10 protein-coding genes are annotated in these 15,707 nt (G+C 65.5%); 4 read left to right on the top strand and 6 right to left on the bottom strand.

The annotated features are described in order from the left end of the window. Positions 1-3 precede the first annotated feature (3 nt). The gene (locus tag RZV17_RS09510; RefSeq protein WP_233548912.1) at positions 4-2,388 is read left to right on the top strand and encodes an EAL domain-containing protein; all 2,385 of its coding nucleotides are present in this window, start codon (positions 4-6) and stop codon (positions 2,386-2,388) included. Positions 2,389-2,673: 285 nt separating this feature from the next. On the opposite strand, the gene RZV17_RS09505 is transcribed toward RZV17_RS09510, so the two are convergent. From RZV17_RS09505 to RZV17_RS09490, 4 genes are all read right to left on the bottom strand, one after another. After that, positions 2,674-3,489: an alpha/beta fold hydrolase gene (locus tag RZV17_RS09505; protein WP_047696218.1), complete on the bottom strand. Its 816-nt coding sequence runs from the start codon at positions 3,487-3,489 to the stop codon at positions 2,674-2,676. 194 nt (positions 3,490-3,683) lie between these two features. Then, positions 3,684-6,275 carry a bifunctional aconitate hydratase 2/2-methylisocitrate dehydratase gene (gene acnB, locus RZV17_RS09500; RefSeq protein ID WP_166750941.1) on the bottom strand — a complete coding sequence of 864 codons (2,592 nt, stop codon included), beginning with the start codon at positions 6,273-6,275 and terminating at the stop codon, positions 3,684-3,686. A gap of 65 nt (positions 6,276-6,340) precedes the next feature. Beyond that, on the bottom strand, positions 6,341-6,751 hold the full coding sequence (locus RZV17_RS09495; RefSeq protein ID WP_011259444.1) for a type II toxin-antitoxin system VapC family toxin: 411 nt from the start codon (positions 6,749-6,751) through the stop codon (positions 6,341-6,343). Then, entirely contained in the window at positions 6,748-6,996 is a 249-nt protein-coding gene (locus RZV17_RS09490) for an AbrB/MazE/SpoVT family DNA-binding domain-containing protein (RefSeq protein WP_016903180.1), read from the bottom strand. Before RZV17_RS09490 ends, RZV17_RS09495 begins: the two co-directional genes overlap by 4 nt. Positions 6,997-7,143: 147 nt before the next feature. Between RZV17_RS09490 and acnA the strand changes: the two genes are divergently transcribed. After that, positions 7,144-9,912 carry an aconitate hydratase AcnA gene (acnA, locus tag RZV17_RS09485; protein WP_047696222.1) on the top strand — a complete coding sequence of 923 codons (2,769 nt, stop codon included), beginning with the start codon at positions 7,144-7,146 and terminating at the stop codon, positions 9,910-9,912. A gap of 322 nt (positions 9,913-10,234) precedes the next feature. On the opposite strand, the gene RZV17_RS09480 is transcribed toward acnA, so the two are convergent. Continuing rightward, entirely contained in the window at positions 10,235-10,681 is a 447-nt protein-coding gene (locus tag RZV17_RS09480; RefSeq protein WP_355608879.1) for a nuclear transport factor 2 family protein, read from the bottom strand. Between the two features lie 97 nt (positions 10,682-10,778). Here RZV17_RS09480 and RZV17_RS09475 point away from each other — a divergent pair, with 97 nt between their 5' ends. Together RZV17_RS09475 and RZV17_RS09470 are read left to right on the top strand one after the other, a co-directional pair. Then, the gene (locus tag RZV17_RS09475; protein WP_355608876.1) at positions 10,779-12,461 is read left to right on the top strand and encodes a long-chain fatty acid--CoA ligase; all 1,683 of its coding nucleotides are present in this window, start codon (positions 10,779-10,781) and stop codon (positions 12,459-12,461) included. A gap of 177 nt (positions 12,462-12,638) precedes the next feature. Continuing rightward, positions 12,639-13,508, top strand: a complete 870-nt coding sequence (locus RZV17_RS09470) for a crotonase/enoyl-CoA hydratase family protein (RefSeq protein ID WP_047696227.1) — start codon at positions 12,639-12,641, stop codon at positions 13,506-13,508. 12 nt (positions 13,509-13,520) lie between these two features. Here RZV17_RS09470 and RZV17_RS09465 read toward each other — a convergent pair whose 3' ends face one another. Beyond that, on the bottom strand, positions 13,521-15,701 hold the full coding sequence (locus RZV17_RS09465; protein WP_104581442.1) for an ATP-binding protein: 2,181 nt from the start codon (positions 15,699-15,701) through the stop codon (positions 13,521-13,523). Between the last annotated feature and the right edge of the window lie 6 nt (positions 15,702-15,707).

Genomic DNA, 15,707 nt, shown 5'->3' with positions numbered 1-15,707 from the left:
CCCATGTGCCCCCTGCCCCCGCGCCCGACCGATCTGCCGCGTTTCGGCGAACCGGCCACTGTCTTGCCGACAGTGGAGGATGCGTGGGCAACGATACCGGCGTTCGCCGTGGAAACGCTGCCGCTCGACGCAGTTGGCGATGGCGCTGCCACACGTGCGCTGACGCCAGGCGCCATCACGCACGGCCCAGTCACCGCCGGCATGGCCATGCCGGGTGAGCATCCGGACGACCGCCGCTCACGCCTGTTGGCCGAGGCGCTGGACGGCAGCAGCAGCGCCATCCTGATTTGCGATCTGCAATCGCGCCTGCTGTATGCCAACGACGGCTTCCAGCGCATGTTCGGCTACACCGAAGCCGAACTGGTCGGCCAGCGTCCGTCCGACGTACTGACCCGAGCGCAAAGCGACCAGAGCGAAGTTGCACGCATCCGCGACCGCGCCGACGCCCTGCAGCACACCCGTGCCGACCTGCTGGTGTACCGCAAGGACGGCACCCCGCTGTGGATTTCGCTCAACTTCAATCCGATCTACGACGCCCGGCACAACCCCTCGCACTACGTCGCGGTGCTGACCGACATCACCGATACCAAGATGCACGAGGTGCTGCAGCATCGCGTGCTCGAAGCGCTGGTGCAGGAGCGCCCGCTGATCGAAGTGATGACGTTGATCTGCACCGAGGTCGAACGCATCGCACCGGATGTGATTGCGACCGTGATGAGCGCCGACAATCAGGGCTGCCTGCATTCGCTGGCCGCGCCCAGCCTGCCCCCCGAATACGCCGATGCGGTCAACGGCCTGAAGATCGCGCCGACTGCCGGCGCCTGCGGCACCGCCGCCTGGCGTGGCCGCGCGGTGATGGTGGAAGACATCGCCACCGACCCGCTGTTTGCGCCGTACCGGCAGACATTGCTCCCGATGGGCCTGCGTGCCTGCTGGAGCACGCCGATCCGTTCCAACAGCGCGCGCGTGCTGGGCACCTTTGCGCTGTATTACCGCAAGCCGCAACGCGCCGACGCCTGGCATGTGCGGCTCACCGAGCTGTGCCAGCAACTGTGCACCCTGGCACTGGAGCGCGAGCAGATCCGCCAGCGCGTGCATCAACTCGCGTTCTATGACGCGCTGACCGGCCTGCCCAACCGCATCATGTTCAGCGCACGCGCCGAGCAGGCGCTGACCCAGGCCGAATACGCCGGCGAGCCGGCCACCTTGATGTTCATCAACATCGACCGCTTCAAGCTGATCAACGACAGCCAGGGCCATGCGGCCGGCGATGGCCTGCTGCGCGATATCGCGCTGCGCATCGCCGACCAGCTGGCCGCCACCGCCATGCTGGCGCGTCTGGCCGGCGATGAATTTGCGTTGGCCCTGCCGCAATGCAGCGCCGAACAGGCCAGTGCCGCGGCCGAACGCGTGCTGGGCACCATCGCCGGTCCGCTATCGGTCGGCCACATGACCGTGCATCCGTCGGCCAGCATCGGGGTGGCGATGTTTCCCGAGGACGGCCGCGACATCAACATCCTGCTGCGGCACGCGGACCTGGCGATGAATCGCGCCAAGAAGGAAGGCGGCGGACGCTTTCGTTTCTTCAGTTCCGACATGAATCGCATGGCGCAGGAACGCGTGGCGCTGGAAGCGGAGCTGCGGCAGGCCATCGGCCGCGGTCAGCTGCAGCTGCATTACCAGCCGCAGATGCATAGCGCCGCACCACACGCACTGTATGGCGTGGAAGCGCTGCTGCGCTGGAACCACCCGCAGTTGGGCGCGATCTCGCCGGCGCGGTTCCTGCCGGTGGCCGAAGAGCAAGGCATGATGCCGCAGCTCAACGACTGGGTGCTGCGCCACGCCTGCGAACAGGTGGCCGACTGGCGCCAGCGCGGCGTGCCGGTGGCGCGCGTCTCGGTCAATCTGTCGGCCAGCGGCTTCGAAAGCCCGCGCATGCTGCCCGACCTGCTCCGGCTGATGGCCGATACCGGCGTGCAACCGTCCGACCTGACCCTGGAGCTGACCGAGAGCGTGATGCTCTCCGGGCAGTCCGGCGTGCTGGACAACCTGCACGCGATCCGCGAAGCCGGCATTTCGCTGTCGCTGGACGACTTCGGCACCGGCTACTCCAGCCTCAGCCACCTGCATCGCCTGCCGATCGACGAACTCAAGCTGGACATGAGCTTCGTACGCGACATCGAACACAGCGAAGACGCGCGCGCACTCACCACCTCGGTCCTGCGCATCGGCGAGCACCTGCGCAAGCATGTGGTGGCCGAAGGGGTCGAAAACGAGGCCCAGCGCCTGTTTCTCGCCGACCTGGGGTGCGAGGTGCTGCAAGGCTATCTGTTCTCGCGCCCGTTGCCGGCTGCGGCACTGGAAGCCTGGCTGGGCGCGCAGCCTTAGCGGGTTGTTGCCCCGGCGGCTCGCGGTACCCGAGTCGCCCATCCGCTCATCCGGCGCTGCGCGCCACCTTCTCCCCCATGAAGGAGGACAATGTCCCAATGGGAGAAGGGAGTTAGCCCCTCTCCCATCGGGGCGAGAAGGCACGGCTTGCGCGTCACTGGCGCGCGTGCCTTGGAGCGCCCGCGCCGCAAGCGCGGGCCGGGGCGCGGAGCGGGGGTTGGGGTGAGGGTACGGGCTGCATCCCGCACCCAGACGATTACGCAGGCATCACCGCAACGTCCACGCTCAGTGCAACGTACGCTTCAACCACCCCAGCAACTGCGCATTGACGAACGCCGGGTTTTCCAGCGAGGCGATATGCCCGGCATCGGGCACCAGTTCGTAATCGCAACAGATCGCCTCGGCCATCATCCACACCTCTTCCGGCGGGCGTGCCACATCGGCATCGCCGCCGAGCAAGAAAGTGCGCGCCGGATCCAGTGCAGATAGCGCGTCCAGGCGATCGGCCCGCCCGAAGATCAGCCGCCCGAGCGGCACGATCGAGGCACGCAACTGCTCGACCGAAAGCTGTGCCAGGCGCTGCGCAAACGCAGCCGGCAACGCCGAGGTCAGATCGATCCCCGGACGGAAGAAGATCGGCACGATCGCCTCGATCAGCGCAGGCGTCACCTGCCCCGCCGCCTCGATCGCATCGAGCATGCCGAAGTAACGCGTCCGCGTGGCCTGCGGCTCGGCACCGAGGAAGGTGTCCATCAACACCAGGCTGCGGACACGCTCCGGCGCCAGCAGCGCCAGCTCAGCGCCCCACATGCCGCCAACCGACAAGCCCACCACTGCGCACTGCGGCAGCTGCAGCGTATCCAGCAGGCCAAGCATCTGCCGCGCCAGGTCGTCGATGCCCCGGGTCTGGTCGGGTAATCCGCCCGATTGTCCGTGGCCCCAGAGTTCCGGAACGATGACCTGGTAGTGCTGCGACAGGACCTGGATCTGCGGCTCCCACATGGCCGCATCCCAGAGGTAGTTGTGGCCGAGCAGGACCGGAAAGCCCTGGCCGTATTGTGCGTAGTGCAATGGTTGACCAGCGATCGTGCAAATGGGCATGGCATCGAAGGTAAGTGGGGGAAGTGCCGGACACTAGCTCCCCCGACTTCAGATTTTTGTTGCAATGCGCCACCTCAGTCAGCTGCTGGTTGCCTTATCGCCCGTTATCGTGGATGCAACGCGAAGCCAACGCGCAAAAAGCGAAATGCCCGGCAGTGCCGGGCATTTCGGGACAACACCAATCCGTGACGGCATCAGGCCGCGACGGTCTCCGCAACGCCCTGATACTCCTGGATCTGATCGAAGTTCATGTAGCGGTAGATCTGCTCGCCACTGGTCTTGATCACGCCCACGTCGGCCATGTACTCCTCCTTGGTCGGAATCCGGCCAAGACGCGAGCAGATCGCCGCCAGCTCCGCCGAGCCCAGGTACACATTGGTGTTGCGGCCCAGGCGGTTGGGGAAGTTACGCGTGGAGGTGGAGAACACCGTGGCGCCCTCGCGTGCCTGCGCCTGGTTGCCCATGCACAGCGAGCAGCCGGGCATTTCCATGCGTGCGCCGGCTGCGCCGAAGGTGCCGTAATGGCCTTCCTTGGTGAGCTCGGAGGCGTCCATCTTGGTCGGCGGTGCCACCCACAACCGGGTCGGGATGTCGCGCTTGCCTTCCAGCAACTTGGCGGCGGCACGGAAGTGCCCGATGTTGGTCATGCACGAACCGATGAACACCTCGTCGATCGCCGCACCGGCCACCTCGGACAGCGTCTTGACGTCGTCCGGGTCGTTCGGGCACGCCACGATCGGCTCGTGGATATCGGCCAGGTCGATCTCGATGACCGCGGCGTATTCGGCATCGGCATCGGGCTGCAGCAGCTGCGGGTCGGCCAGCCACTCTTCCATCTTCTTGATGCGGCGGCCCAGCGTGCGTGCATCGGCATAGCCTTCGGCAATCATCCAGCGCAGCAGGGTGATGTTGCTGGTCAGGTATTCGATGATCGGCGCCTTGTCCAGGTGCACGGTGCAACCGGCCGCCGAACGCTCGGCCGAGGCGTCGGACAGTTCGAATGCCTGCTCCACCTTCAGGTTCGGCAGCCCTTCGATTTCCAGGATGCGGCCGGAGAAGATGTTCTTCTTGCCCTGCTTGGCCACGGTCAGCAGACCGTCCTTGATCGCATACAGCGGGATCGCGTTGACCAGGTCGCGCAAGGTCACGCCCGGCTGCATCTCACCCTTGAAGCGCACCAGCACGCTCTCGGGCATGTCCAGCGGCATCACGCCGGTGGCGGCCGCGAAGGCCACCAGGCCGGAGCCGGCCGGGAACGAAATACCGATCGGGAAACGGGTATGCGAGTCGCCGCCGGTGCCCACGGTGTCGGGCAGCAGCATGCGGTTGAGCCAGCTGTGGATCACGCCGTCGCCCGGACGCAGCGACACGCCGCCACGGGTGGAGATGAATTCCGGCAGGGTGTGGTGGGTCTTGACGTCCACCGGCTTCGGGTAGGCGGCGGTGTGGCAGAACGACTGCATTACCAGGTCAGAGGAGAAGCCCAGGCAGGCCAGGTCCTTCAGCTCGTCGCGGGTCATCGGGCCAGTGGTGTCCTGCGAGCCCACCGAGGTCATCTTCGGCTCGCAATAGGTGCCCGGGCGCATGCCCTGGCCTTCCGGCAGGCCACAGGCGCGGCCGACCATCTTCTGCGCCAGCGAGAAGCCCTTGCCGGTGTCCGGCGGGTCCATCGGCAGGCGGAACAGGTCCGACGCCGGCAGGCCGAGGAATTCGCGCGCCTTGGCGGTGAGGCCACGGCCCACGATCAGCGGAATGCGGCCACCGGCGCGCACTTCGTCGAACAGCACGTCCGACTTCATCGCGAACTCGGCGATCACCTGGCCGTTCTTCAGCGCCTTGCCTTCATACGGACGCAGCTCGACCACGTCGCCATGTTCCATCTGCGACACGTCCAGCTCGATCGGCAGTGCACCGGCGTCTTCCATGGTGTTGTAGAAGATCGGCGCGATCTTGCTACCCAGGCACACGCCGCCGAAGCGCTTGTTCGGGATGTACGGAATGTCTTCGCCGGTCCACCACAGCACCGAGTTGGTCGCCGACTTGCGCGAAGAACCGGTGCCGACCACGTCGCCCACATAGGCCACCAGGTGACCCTTGTCCTTGAGGTCGGCAATGGCCTGGATCGGGCCGCGCTTGCCGTCTTCTTCCGGCACGAATGCCGCGCCTTCGCGGGTGTTCTTGAGCATGGCGAGCGCGTGCAGCGGGATGTCCGGGCGCGTGGTCGCGTCCGGTGCGGGCGACAGGTCGTCGGTGTTGGTTTCGCCGGGCACCTTGAACACGGTGACGGTCATGCTCTGCGGCACTTCCGGCTTGCTGGTGAACCACTCGGCATCGGCCCAGCTCTGCAGCACGGCCTTGGCGTGCGCGTTGCCGGCTTCGGCCTTTTCCTGCACGTCGTGGAAGGCGTCGAACACCAGCAAGGTGTGCTTGAGCGCTTCGGCGGCGGTGGCGCCCAGCTCGGCGTTGTCCAGCAGGTCGATCAGCGGCTGGATGTTGTAGCCGCCCAGCATGGTGCCGAGCAGCTCGGTGGCCCGCGTGGGGCTGATCAGCGCAGTTTTTTCGGTGCCGAAGGCGACCGCGGCCAGGTAAGAGGCCTTGACCTTGGCGGCGTCGTCGACGCCGGCCGGCACGCGCTGGCTGAGCAGTTCGACCAGGAACTCCTCTTCGCCCGCTGGCGGTGCCTTCAACAGCTCGATGACTTCGGCAGTCTGCTGCGCGGTCAGCGGCAGCGGCGGGATACCGAGCGCGGCGCGCTCTGCAACGTGGTGGCGATAGGCTTCCAACATGCGGGTTCTCCAAAAGGACAGCAGTGAATGTGTAAAAACGTCAGACGTGGATCAGAAGGCGTGGATCAGGCAACGGGTTTGGGCACGGTGATCTTCAAACCCTTGAAGTAGTCGCGGAAAAAGCCCTCGTCGCGGGTAATCAAGCCATCGCACTGGAGCATCGCGTGGGCGCCGATCAAAAAATCCGCCACCACCCGCTCGCGTTTGCCGCCGCGCGCGCGAAACCGCTTGTTCATGTGGCCGGCGCGCACCGCTGCCGCTTCCTGGGTGGCTTCGTAACGCACCCCGATCGAAGCCAACGTCTCCATCAGGTCGACCTGGGTGTCGAGCATGGCCAGCACCTCGGCCACCACCGCATCGCAGACCACGACTTCGTCGCGCGCCAGTGCATCGCCGATGCAGATCTCCGACACCTCGCCGTAGACCGGGTCGCCGATCAAGATATCGAGCAGCACCGAGGAATCCAGGGCGATCATGGGTCGAACGGGTCCCCGGGGGCGCGGCCACGGATGGCGCGCATGGCCTCGTCGGTGCTGGTCAGGCCGTCGACCAGCTTGAACTTGCCGCGCACCTTGCGCAGCGCCTCGCTGACGTCCTTGCGCAGGATGATGCGCCCGCCGTCGAGCTCGATCTTCAGCGTGGTGCCCTTGGTCAGGCCCAGGGCGTCGCGCACGGCCTTGGGCAGGGTGATCTGTCCGCGTTCGGCAACGGTGGCTTCCATGAGCATGCTCCAGAAAGTATGCACATATGATACGTACTTGCGATGTCGTACTCAAGCTCGCAGATCGCCCCGGACACACCGTGCGTACACACTGAATCGCTCAGACTATGTGCCTACCTAAAGCCTTAGACGCCATAGGAGTGACGCATGAGCGATTCCTTTTCCACTCGCACCTCGCTTGAGGTACACGGCAAACGCTACGAGTACTACAGCCTGCCGAAGCTGGGCGAACGCTTCGACATCGGCCACCTGCCTTACTCGATGAAGATCCTTCTGGAGAATCTGCTCCGGCACGAAGACGGTGGCGTGACCGTCGGCAAGGACCATATCGAAGCGGTCGCCAAGTGGGACCCCAAGGCAGAACCCGATATCGAAATCGCCTTCATGCCCGCGCGCGTGGTGCTGCAGGATTTCACCGGCGTGCCCTGCGTGGTCGACCTGGCGGCAATGCGCGACGCGGTGGTCAAGCTGGGCGGCAACGCCGACCAGATCAACCCGCAGATTCCCTCCGAACTGGTCATCGACCACTCGGTGCAGGTGGACGTGTTCGGCAAGCCCGACGCGCTCGACCTCAATGGCAAGATCGAATTCCAGCGCAACCAGGAACGCTACGGCTTCCTGCGCTGGGGCCAGAAGGCCTTCGAAAACTTCAAGGTGGTGCCGCCCAATACCGGCATCGTCCACCAGGTGAACCTGGAAAATCTCGCGCGTGTGGTGATGAGCGCCGACAAGGACGGCACCCGGATCGCCTATCCCGACACCGTGTTCGGCACCGACAGCCACACCACCATGATCAATGGCATCGGCGTGCTGGGCTGGGGCGTGGGCGGCATCGAGGCCGAGGCCGCGATGCTGGGCCAGCCCTCGTCGATGCTGATTCCGCAGGTGGTGGGCTTCAAGCTCAGCGGCAAGCTGCCCGAAGGCGCCACCGCCACCGACCTGGTGCTCACCGTCACCCAGATGCTGCGCAAGGCCGGCGTGGTCGGCAAATTCGTCGAGTTCTACGGCGAAGGCCTGCAGCACCTGCCGCTGGCCGACCGCGCCACCATCGGCAACATGGCACCGGAATACGGCGCCACCTGCGGCATCTTCCCGGTCGACGAGGAATCGCTGACCTACCTGCGCCTGTCCGGCCGTAGCGAGGAGCAGATTGCCCTGGTGGAAGCCTATGCAAAGGCGCAAGGCCTGTGGCACGACGCCAACACCCCGCCCGCCCAGTACAGCGCCACGCTGGAGCTGGACATGGCCGAGGTCAAACCGTCTCTGGCCGGCCCCAAGCGCCCGCAGGACCGCGTGCTGCTGGAAGACATGCAGTCCAACTTTCGCGAAAGCCTCAAGCCGTTTGCCGAGGCACGCAGCAAGAAGCCGACCGATCTCAAGCAGGAAGACCGCCTGAAGAACGAAGGCGGCGGTGGCACCGCGGTCGGCGCCAAGGCTGCGCAGGCCGAGCATGCCAGCGACAGCGGCGCCGGCTGGCAGCTGCGCGATGGTTCGGTGGTCATCGCCGCCATCACCTCGTGCACCAACACCTCCAATCCGGCAGTGATGCTGGGCGCCGGCCTGCTCGCGCGTAACGCGGCGGCCAAGGGGCTGAAGGCGCAGCCGTGGGTGAAGACCTCGCTCGGGCCGGGCTCGCGCGTGGTCACCGATTACCTGAGCAAGGCCGGCGTACTCGCCGATCTGGAAAAACTCGGCTTCTACGTGGTGGGCTATGGCTGCACCACCTGCATCGGCAACTCCGGCCCGCTGCCCGAAGATGTGTCTGCGGCGATTGCCAAGGACGATCTGGTGGTGGCATCGGTGTTGTCGGGCAACCGCAACTTCGAAGGCCGCGTGCATCCCGAAGTCAAGATGAATTACCTCGCTTCGCCACCGCTGGTAGTGGCCTACGCGATCGCCGGCACCACCGATATCGACCTCACCACCGAGCCGCTGGGCACCGGCAGCGACGGGCAGCCGGTGTACCTGCGCGACATCTGGCCGAGCAACAAGGAAATCGGCGACACCATCGCCGCCACCGTCGGCCCGGAAATGTTCAAGCAGAACTACGCCGACGTGTTCAAGGGCGACACGCGCTGGAACACGATTGCCTCCCCGGATGGTGCCTTGTACGAGTGGGACGCCGCGTCCACCTACATCAAGAACCCGCCCTACTTCGACGGCATGACCATGCAGGTGGGCAACGTGGACGACGTGCACGGCGCACGCATCATGGGCCTGTTCGGCGACTCGATCACCACCGACCACATCTCCCCGGCCGGCAACATCAAGAAGGATTCGCCGGCGGGCCGCTTCCTGCAGGAACGTGGCGTGCAGCCGGCCGACTTCAACAGCTACGGCAGCCGCCGCGGCAACGACGATGTGATGGTGCGCGGCACCTTCGCCAACATCCGCATCAAGAACCTGATGTTCGGTGGCGAAGAAGGCGGCAACACGCTGTACTACCCCGCCGATGGTGGCCAGCCGGAAAAGCTGGCGATCTACGATGCGGCGGTGAAGTACAAGGCCGATGGCGTGCCGCTGGTGGTGCTGGCCGGCAAGGAATACGGCACCGGCTCCTCGCGCGACTGGGCGGCCAAGGGCACCAACCTGCTTGGGGTCAAGGCAGTGATTGCCGAGAGCTTCGAGCGCATCCATCGCTCCAACCTGGTCGGCATGGGCGTGCTGCCGCTGCAGTTCCTGGAAAATGAAAACGCCCAGACGCTGGGTCTGGATGGTTCGGAAGTGCTGGACATCACCGGCCTGCAGGACGGCGCCAGCCGCCGTGCCACCGTGGATGCGAAAAAGTCCGACGGCAGCGTCAAGCAGTTCCAGGTCAAGGTGCTGCTGCTCACGCCCAAGGAAGTGGAATACTTCAAGCACGGTGGCCTGCTGCAGTACGTGCTGCGTCAACTGGCTGCCCGCAAGGCGGCGTAACGCCCCTTCCAGCGCGTGTTGCCCCCGACATTCCCGCCTGCTGGCGGGAATGTCGTCTCTGGGGTTGGCCCGCTCCGGCGTCGGCGCATTCGCGCGCCCCGCGACACCTGCTCCGTTTACTGCAGTCGCCAGTCATACCCAACGCGCCTGGGCGCCCGCGCACGGACCTGCATCGGCATGCAGGCAGCGCTGGGCATCGGCATCCACGACACACCCCTTCGCTGACGCCCGCCCAGGCAGCGGACGCGACGCAGGCGCCAACGCGCAATGACGACGGCGGTGGCGGCGACGTGTGGCGTCATGCTGCACACGCACAGCAGGCTCACCGGCCGGCCGGTGCCCATTGCGCGTGATAGAGGTGCCAGTCGCCGTCCTGCAGGCGCCATCCGGTCGTCACCTGGTAGGTCTGCGCCTGCTCGGGCACCCAGCGCCCATCGCCCCCGGTGAGCAACGCGGTGAAGCTGGCGGTCGCCGTCGTGCCTTGCAGTCGCACGTCCATCGGCCCCAGGGTGAGGCCGATCTTGCGGTTGCCCAGCAACTGCAGCTGCAGCATGCGACGCAGGCCGGCCGTGTCCAGGCCCTGCTCACCCACGAAATCGGCCGCCACCGGCTGCATCGCCTCGCCGACATCGCGTGCCTCGATTGCCGCCTGCATCTGCGCCACGCGTTGCCGAACGCGCTGCTCCGGCGCAGGACGTGCACATCCACAAAGCAGCACGGTCCACGCAAGCATCAGCAGCCACTGCCGCCAGTGAATCCCGCCCTGCATCACGCTTCGCCTTTTCCATTCATGACGGTATGCTGCCAGTTGTTGTCACGCCGTGGAACACACTGCGGCGCGTCGAGAACACCCTGGAGGGGGGCAGATGAATCAGGCACGTCCTTGGTTGCAAAGTTATCCGGCCGGCGTCGCCGCCGAGATCGATCTGGAGCAGTTCCGCACCGTCGCCGAGGTGTTTGCGACATCGGTCAGCCGCTTTGCCGATCGTCCTGCGTATCACAGCTTCGGCAAGACCATCACCTACCGGCAGGCCGATCAGCTGGTCGACCAGTTTGCTGCCTATCTGCTGGGCGAGCTGCAGCTCAAGAAAGGCGACCGCGTCGCCCTGATGATGCCCAACTGCCTGCAATACCCGATCGCCACCTTCGGCATCCTGCGTGCCGGCCTGACCGTGGTGAACGTCAATCCGCTCTACACACCGCGTGAGTTGAAGCATCAGCTGATCGACTCCGGTGCCAGCGTGCTGGTGGTCATCGACAACTTCGGCACCACCGTGCAGCAGGTCATCGCCGACACGCAGGTGAAGCAGGTGATCACCACCGGCCTGGGCGACATGCTCGGCTTTCCAAAGGCCGCACTGGTCAACTTCGTCGTCAAGTACGTCAAGAAACTGGTGCCGGAGTACCGCATCAAGGGCGCGATCCGCTTCCGCGAGGCGCTGGCGCTGGGCCGCAAGCACAAGGTACCGACCCTGCAGATCGAGGCGGACGACATCGCGTTCCTGCAATACACCGGCGGCACCACCGGCGTGGCCAAGGGCGCGATGCTGACCCACCGCAACCTGGTGGCCAACATGCAGCAGGCGCACCAGTGGCTGGCCGGCACCGGCAAGATGGAGGAAGGCAACGAGGTCGTCATCACCGCGCTGCCGCTGTACCACATCTTCGCCTTGACGGCGAACGGCCTGGTCTTCATGAAGATCGGCGGCTGCAATCACCTGATCAGCAATCCGCGCGACATGTCCGGCTTCGTCAAGGAACTGAAGAAGACCCGCTTCACCGCCTTCACCGGCGTCAACACGCTGTTCAACGGCCTGCTCAATACGCCCGGCTTCGATCAGGTCGATTTTTCCTCGCTCAAGATGACCCTGGGCGGCGGCATGGCCGTACAGCGCTCGGTGGCCGAACGCTGGAAGAAAGTGACCGGGCTGACCCTGGTTGAGGCCTATGGCCTGACCGAAACCTCGCCGGCCGCCTGCATCAACCCGATGGACCTGAAGGACTACAACGGCGCGATCGGCCTGCCGATTCCGTCCACCGATGCCTGCATCAAGGACGACGCCGGCGTGGCGCTGCCGGTCGGCGAGATCGGCGAGTTGTGCATCAAGGGCCCGCAGGTGATGAAGGGCTACTGGAAGAAGCCCGACGAAACCGCCAAGGTGATGGACGACGAGGGCTGGCTGCACACCGGCGACATCGCGCGCATGGACGAACATGGCTTTGTCTACATCGTCGACCGCAAGAAGGACATGATTCTGGTGTCCGGCTTCAACGTCTATCCAAACGAGATCGAAGACGTGATCGCCACCCTGCCCGGCGTGCTGGAAGTGGCAGCGGTCGGCGTGCCGGATGAAAAATCCGGCGAAATCGTCAAGGCCGTGATCGTGAAGAAGGACCCCGCCCTGACCGCCGAGGACGTGAAGGCGCATTGCCGTGCCAACCTGACCGGCTACAAGCAGCCCAGGGTGATCGAGTTCCGCAAGGAACTGCCGAAAACCAACGTCGGCAAGATCCTGCGCCGCGAACTGCGGGATGCGCCCAAGGCATAAGCCCGCAGCACCGTGATCGACCGGGGCGTTCAGCCTCCAGGCACGCCCGCAACGCCGCAAGGCCTTGCGGGCGTTCGCTTTTGCACGCATAGAATCGGATGTCGGCGCACGCTCAGGCGTTCACCCTTTTCTCCGTCCGCAAGGCAGCCGGCCGGACGGTCTTCACGGAGAATCACCATGTCTGCAGTTCAACCCTTCATTCGCACCAATATCGGCTCCACCCTCCGCATCATCGAAGAACCGCAGCGTGACGTGTACTGGATCCATATGCATGCCGACCTGGCCATCAACCCGGGGCGCGCCTGCTTTTCGACGCGCCTGGTCGACGACATCACCGGCTATCAGACCAACCTGGGCCAGCGCCTCACCACCGCCGGCGTCCTGGCGCCGCACGTGGTGCTGGCCTCGGACAGCGACGTGTTCAATCTCGGCGGTGACCTGGCCCTGTTCTGCCAGCTGATTCGCGAAGGCGACCGCGCGCGCCTGCTCGACTACGCGCAGCGCTGCGTGCGCGGCGTGCATGCCTTCCACGTCGGCCTGGGCGCGCGTGCGCACAGCATCGCACTTGTCCAGGGCAATGCGCTGGGCGGTGGCTTCGAAGCGGCGCTGAGCTGCCACACCATCATTGCCGAAGAAGGCGTGATGATGGGGCTGCCCGAAGTGCTGTTCGACCTGTTCCCCGGCATGGGCGCCTACTCCTTCATGTGCCAGCGTGTCAGCGCGCAGCTGGCGCAGAAGATCATGCTCGAAGGCAATCTGTATTCGGCCGAGGAACTGCTCGGCATGGGCCTGGTGGACCGCGTGGTGCCGCGCGGCCAAGGTGTCGCCGCGGTGGAACAGGTCATCCGCGAGAGCAAGCGCACCCCGCACGCCTGGGCGGCGATGCAGCAGGTGCGCGAGATGACCACCGCCGTGCCGCTGGAGGAGATGATGCGCATCACCGAGATCTGGGTCGACACGGCGATGCAGCTCGGCGAGAAATCGCTGCGTACGATGGACCGCCTGGTGCGCGCGCAGTCGCGGCGCTCCGGGCTCGACGCGGGCTGATGCGGCGGCGGTCTATTCGCTACTACGGGGGGAGCACTCGTCGTCCTTGACGCCTCGCACGCGTGCGTCGAGTGCATCCTTACCGGCCGTCAATTGCTCACGCAGCACGGACAGGCGCTGCCGCCATTCGGCCTGCAGCTGCCAATCGGCCATGCGCATCAGCTCGCCGCCGTTGGTGGCCACCTGCGCCAGACCCAGGTTGCTGGCAACGCCACGTAGCGCATGCGCGCTCTCGCGCAATTGCTCCCAGTCCGAGCGCGTGCCGTCGCGCTCGATCGCAGCCACGCAGTTTTGCGCATCTTCCAGGCATTGCCTTACGAACTGACGTTCGAATTCGTCGCCCATGCCCAATGCCGCCAGCTCGTCCAGCACGCTCGCATCCAGCACGCCTTCGAAACTGGTCGGCAACTGCACCGTGGTGGCCGGGCTCGCCAACGGGCGCGTGCTGACCGCCAGATCGGCCAGGGTGTCGAGCAGTTTGGCCGCCACCACCGGCTTGGCCAGGAAGGCGCGTGCACCGGCCTGCTCGCAGCCGCGGATGGCTTCGGGCGTCACGTCGGCGCTGAGCACCACCACCGGCGTGTAGCGCATGCCGCTGGCCTGCATCACCCGCAGTTGCTTGAGCATGTCCAGGCCATTCATGCCCGGCATGTGCAGATCCACGATCACCGCGTCGAAGTCTTCATCGGCCATGGCATCGAGCACCTGCTCGGCGCCATTGACGCACAGCACCTTGTGCCCTGCCTTTTCCAGCAGGCGCTGCAGCACCATGCGGTTGGCTTCGTGGTCGTCGGCCACCAGCATGCGCATGCTGCGCACGCGGGCGCGGTGACGCAGGAACGGGTTGGAGAAGGCGATGACGTTGGAGGCCTCCAGCTCGTCGGGTACCTCTTCCAGCGCACTGGCCGCCGCACGGCTGGGGGCGGCCCTGGACGGCTCGCCGATCGTCAGCGGCAACTCGAACCAGAACACGCTACCGCTGGGCTTGTTCTCCCTGAACCCGATGCTGCCGCCCATCGCCTCCACCAGGCCCTTGGCAATCGTGGTGCCCAGCCCGGTGCCCTCGTACCGTCGCGACAATCCGACGTCGGCCTGCTCGAAGGCCTCGAACAGCCGCGGGCGCATGTCCAGCGGTACGCCAATGCCGCTGTCTTCGACTTCGAAACGCAGCCGCACCGACTGCTCGGCACCGCCGGAGAGCCGCGTGACCCGCAGCAGCACGTGCCCGTATTCGGTGAACTTGACCGCATTGCCGACCAGGTTGAGCAGCACCTGGCGCAGATGGCCGGTATCGCCCTTGAGCAGATCCGGCACGTCGGCGGCCACCTGCATGGCGTAGTCCAGCCCGCGCGTCCTGGCCTGCGGCTGCAGGATCATGCTGACCGAACCGATCAGCTCGCGCAGCGAGAAATCGCGCTGATCGATCCGGATCTTGCCCGCTTCGATCGCCGAGATGTCCAGTACCTCTTCCACCAGCGACAGCAGGCTGCGCGCCGATGCCTGGATGGTGTTGAGGCATTCCTTCTGCTCCGCGTCCAGTCGCGTGGTCGCCAGCACTTCGGTCATGCCCGACAACCCGTTGAGGGGGGTGCGGAACTCGTGGCTCATGTTGGCCAGGAAGCGGCTCTTGGCCTGGTTGGCATGGCGCGCCTCGCGCACGGCGCGGGTCATCGCACGCAGCAGCGAGTCGAAATACAGCGGCACTGCGATCAAACCCAGCCACAGGCCCCAGCTGAGATACGGATTGGCCTTCCAGTACGGCGAGATCAGGATCGCACTGAGAAAGCACAGGCTGCCCATCGCGGTCGCCGCACGCAGATAGTTGCTGCCATAGCGCAGGCCATTACCGATGGTCACCCACATGCACACCGCATACAGCGGCGAGGCCGGCTCGCCCTGGATCGCCATGATGGCGCCGGTGCAGGTGTAGTCCAGCAGCATGCCGATCAGGCGGCGCGTATGCGAGACCTGCGGTCGCAACAGGATGGCCACCATCAGGCCCAGCGACACCACCAGCTCGCCGACCAGGATCAGCCAGGTGGCCATCAAGGTATCGCCATGGGTGTGCTGATAGCGCCAGCCCAGGTACGAAATGAACAACGTGGTGATGATGATGCGGATCAGGTTTTGCGCGTGTTCCGTATCCGCCCGCCCGGACAGGCGTCGTTTCAACCATGGCAAGGGAGACGTCATAGAAGC

Origin of the sequence: Xanthomonas cannabis (genome assembly GCF_040616535.1) — a bacterium.
GTDB classification, from domain to species: Bacteria; Pseudomonadota; Gammaproteobacteria; order Xanthomonadales; family Xanthomonadaceae; genus Xanthomonas; species Xanthomonas cannabis.
The sequence above is the reverse complement of the archived record's forward strand: the minus strand, read 5'-3'. Positions and strand labels throughout refer to the sequence as shown.

Coding starts and splice junctions, on each gene's coding strand:
- RZV17_RS09490 (WP_016903180.1), bottom strand. CDS start 6,996: ATGGAAGCCACCGTTGCCGAACGCGGACAGATCACCCTGCCCAAGGCC.
- RZV17_RS09510 (WP_233548912.1), top strand. CDS start 4: ATGTGCCCCCTGCCCCCGCGCCCGACCGATCTGCCGCGTTTCGGCGAA.
- acnB (WP_166750941.1), bottom strand. CDS start 6,275: ATGTTGGAAGCCTATCGCCACCACGTTGCAGAGCGCGCCGCGCTCGGT.
- RZV17_RS09495 (WP_011259444.1), bottom strand. CDS start 6,751: ATGATCGCCCTGGATTCCTCGGTGCTGCTCGATATCTTGATCGGCGAC.
- RZV17_RS09470 (WP_047696227.1), top strand. CDS start 12,639: ATGTCTGCAGTTCAACCCTTCATTCGCACCAATATCGGCTCCACCCTC.
- RZV17_RS09480 (WP_355608879.1), bottom strand. CDS start 10,681: ATGCAGGGCGGGATTCACTGGCGGCAGTGGCTGCTGATGCTTGCGTGG.
- RZV17_RS09505 (WP_047696218.1), bottom strand. CDS start 3,489: ATGCCCATTTGCACGATCGCTGGTCAACCATTGCACTACGCACAATAC.
- RZV17_RS09465 (WP_104581442.1), bottom strand. CDS start 15,701: ATGACGTCTCCCTTGCCATGGTTGAAACGACGCCTGTCCGGGCGGGCG.
- acnA (WP_047696222.1), top strand. CDS start 7,144: ATGAGCGATTCCTTTTCCACTCGCACCTCGCTTGAGGTACACGGCAAA.
- RZV17_RS09475 (WP_355608876.1), top strand. CDS start 10,779: ATGAATCAGGCACGTCCTTGGTTGCAAAGTTATCCGGCCGGCGTCGCC.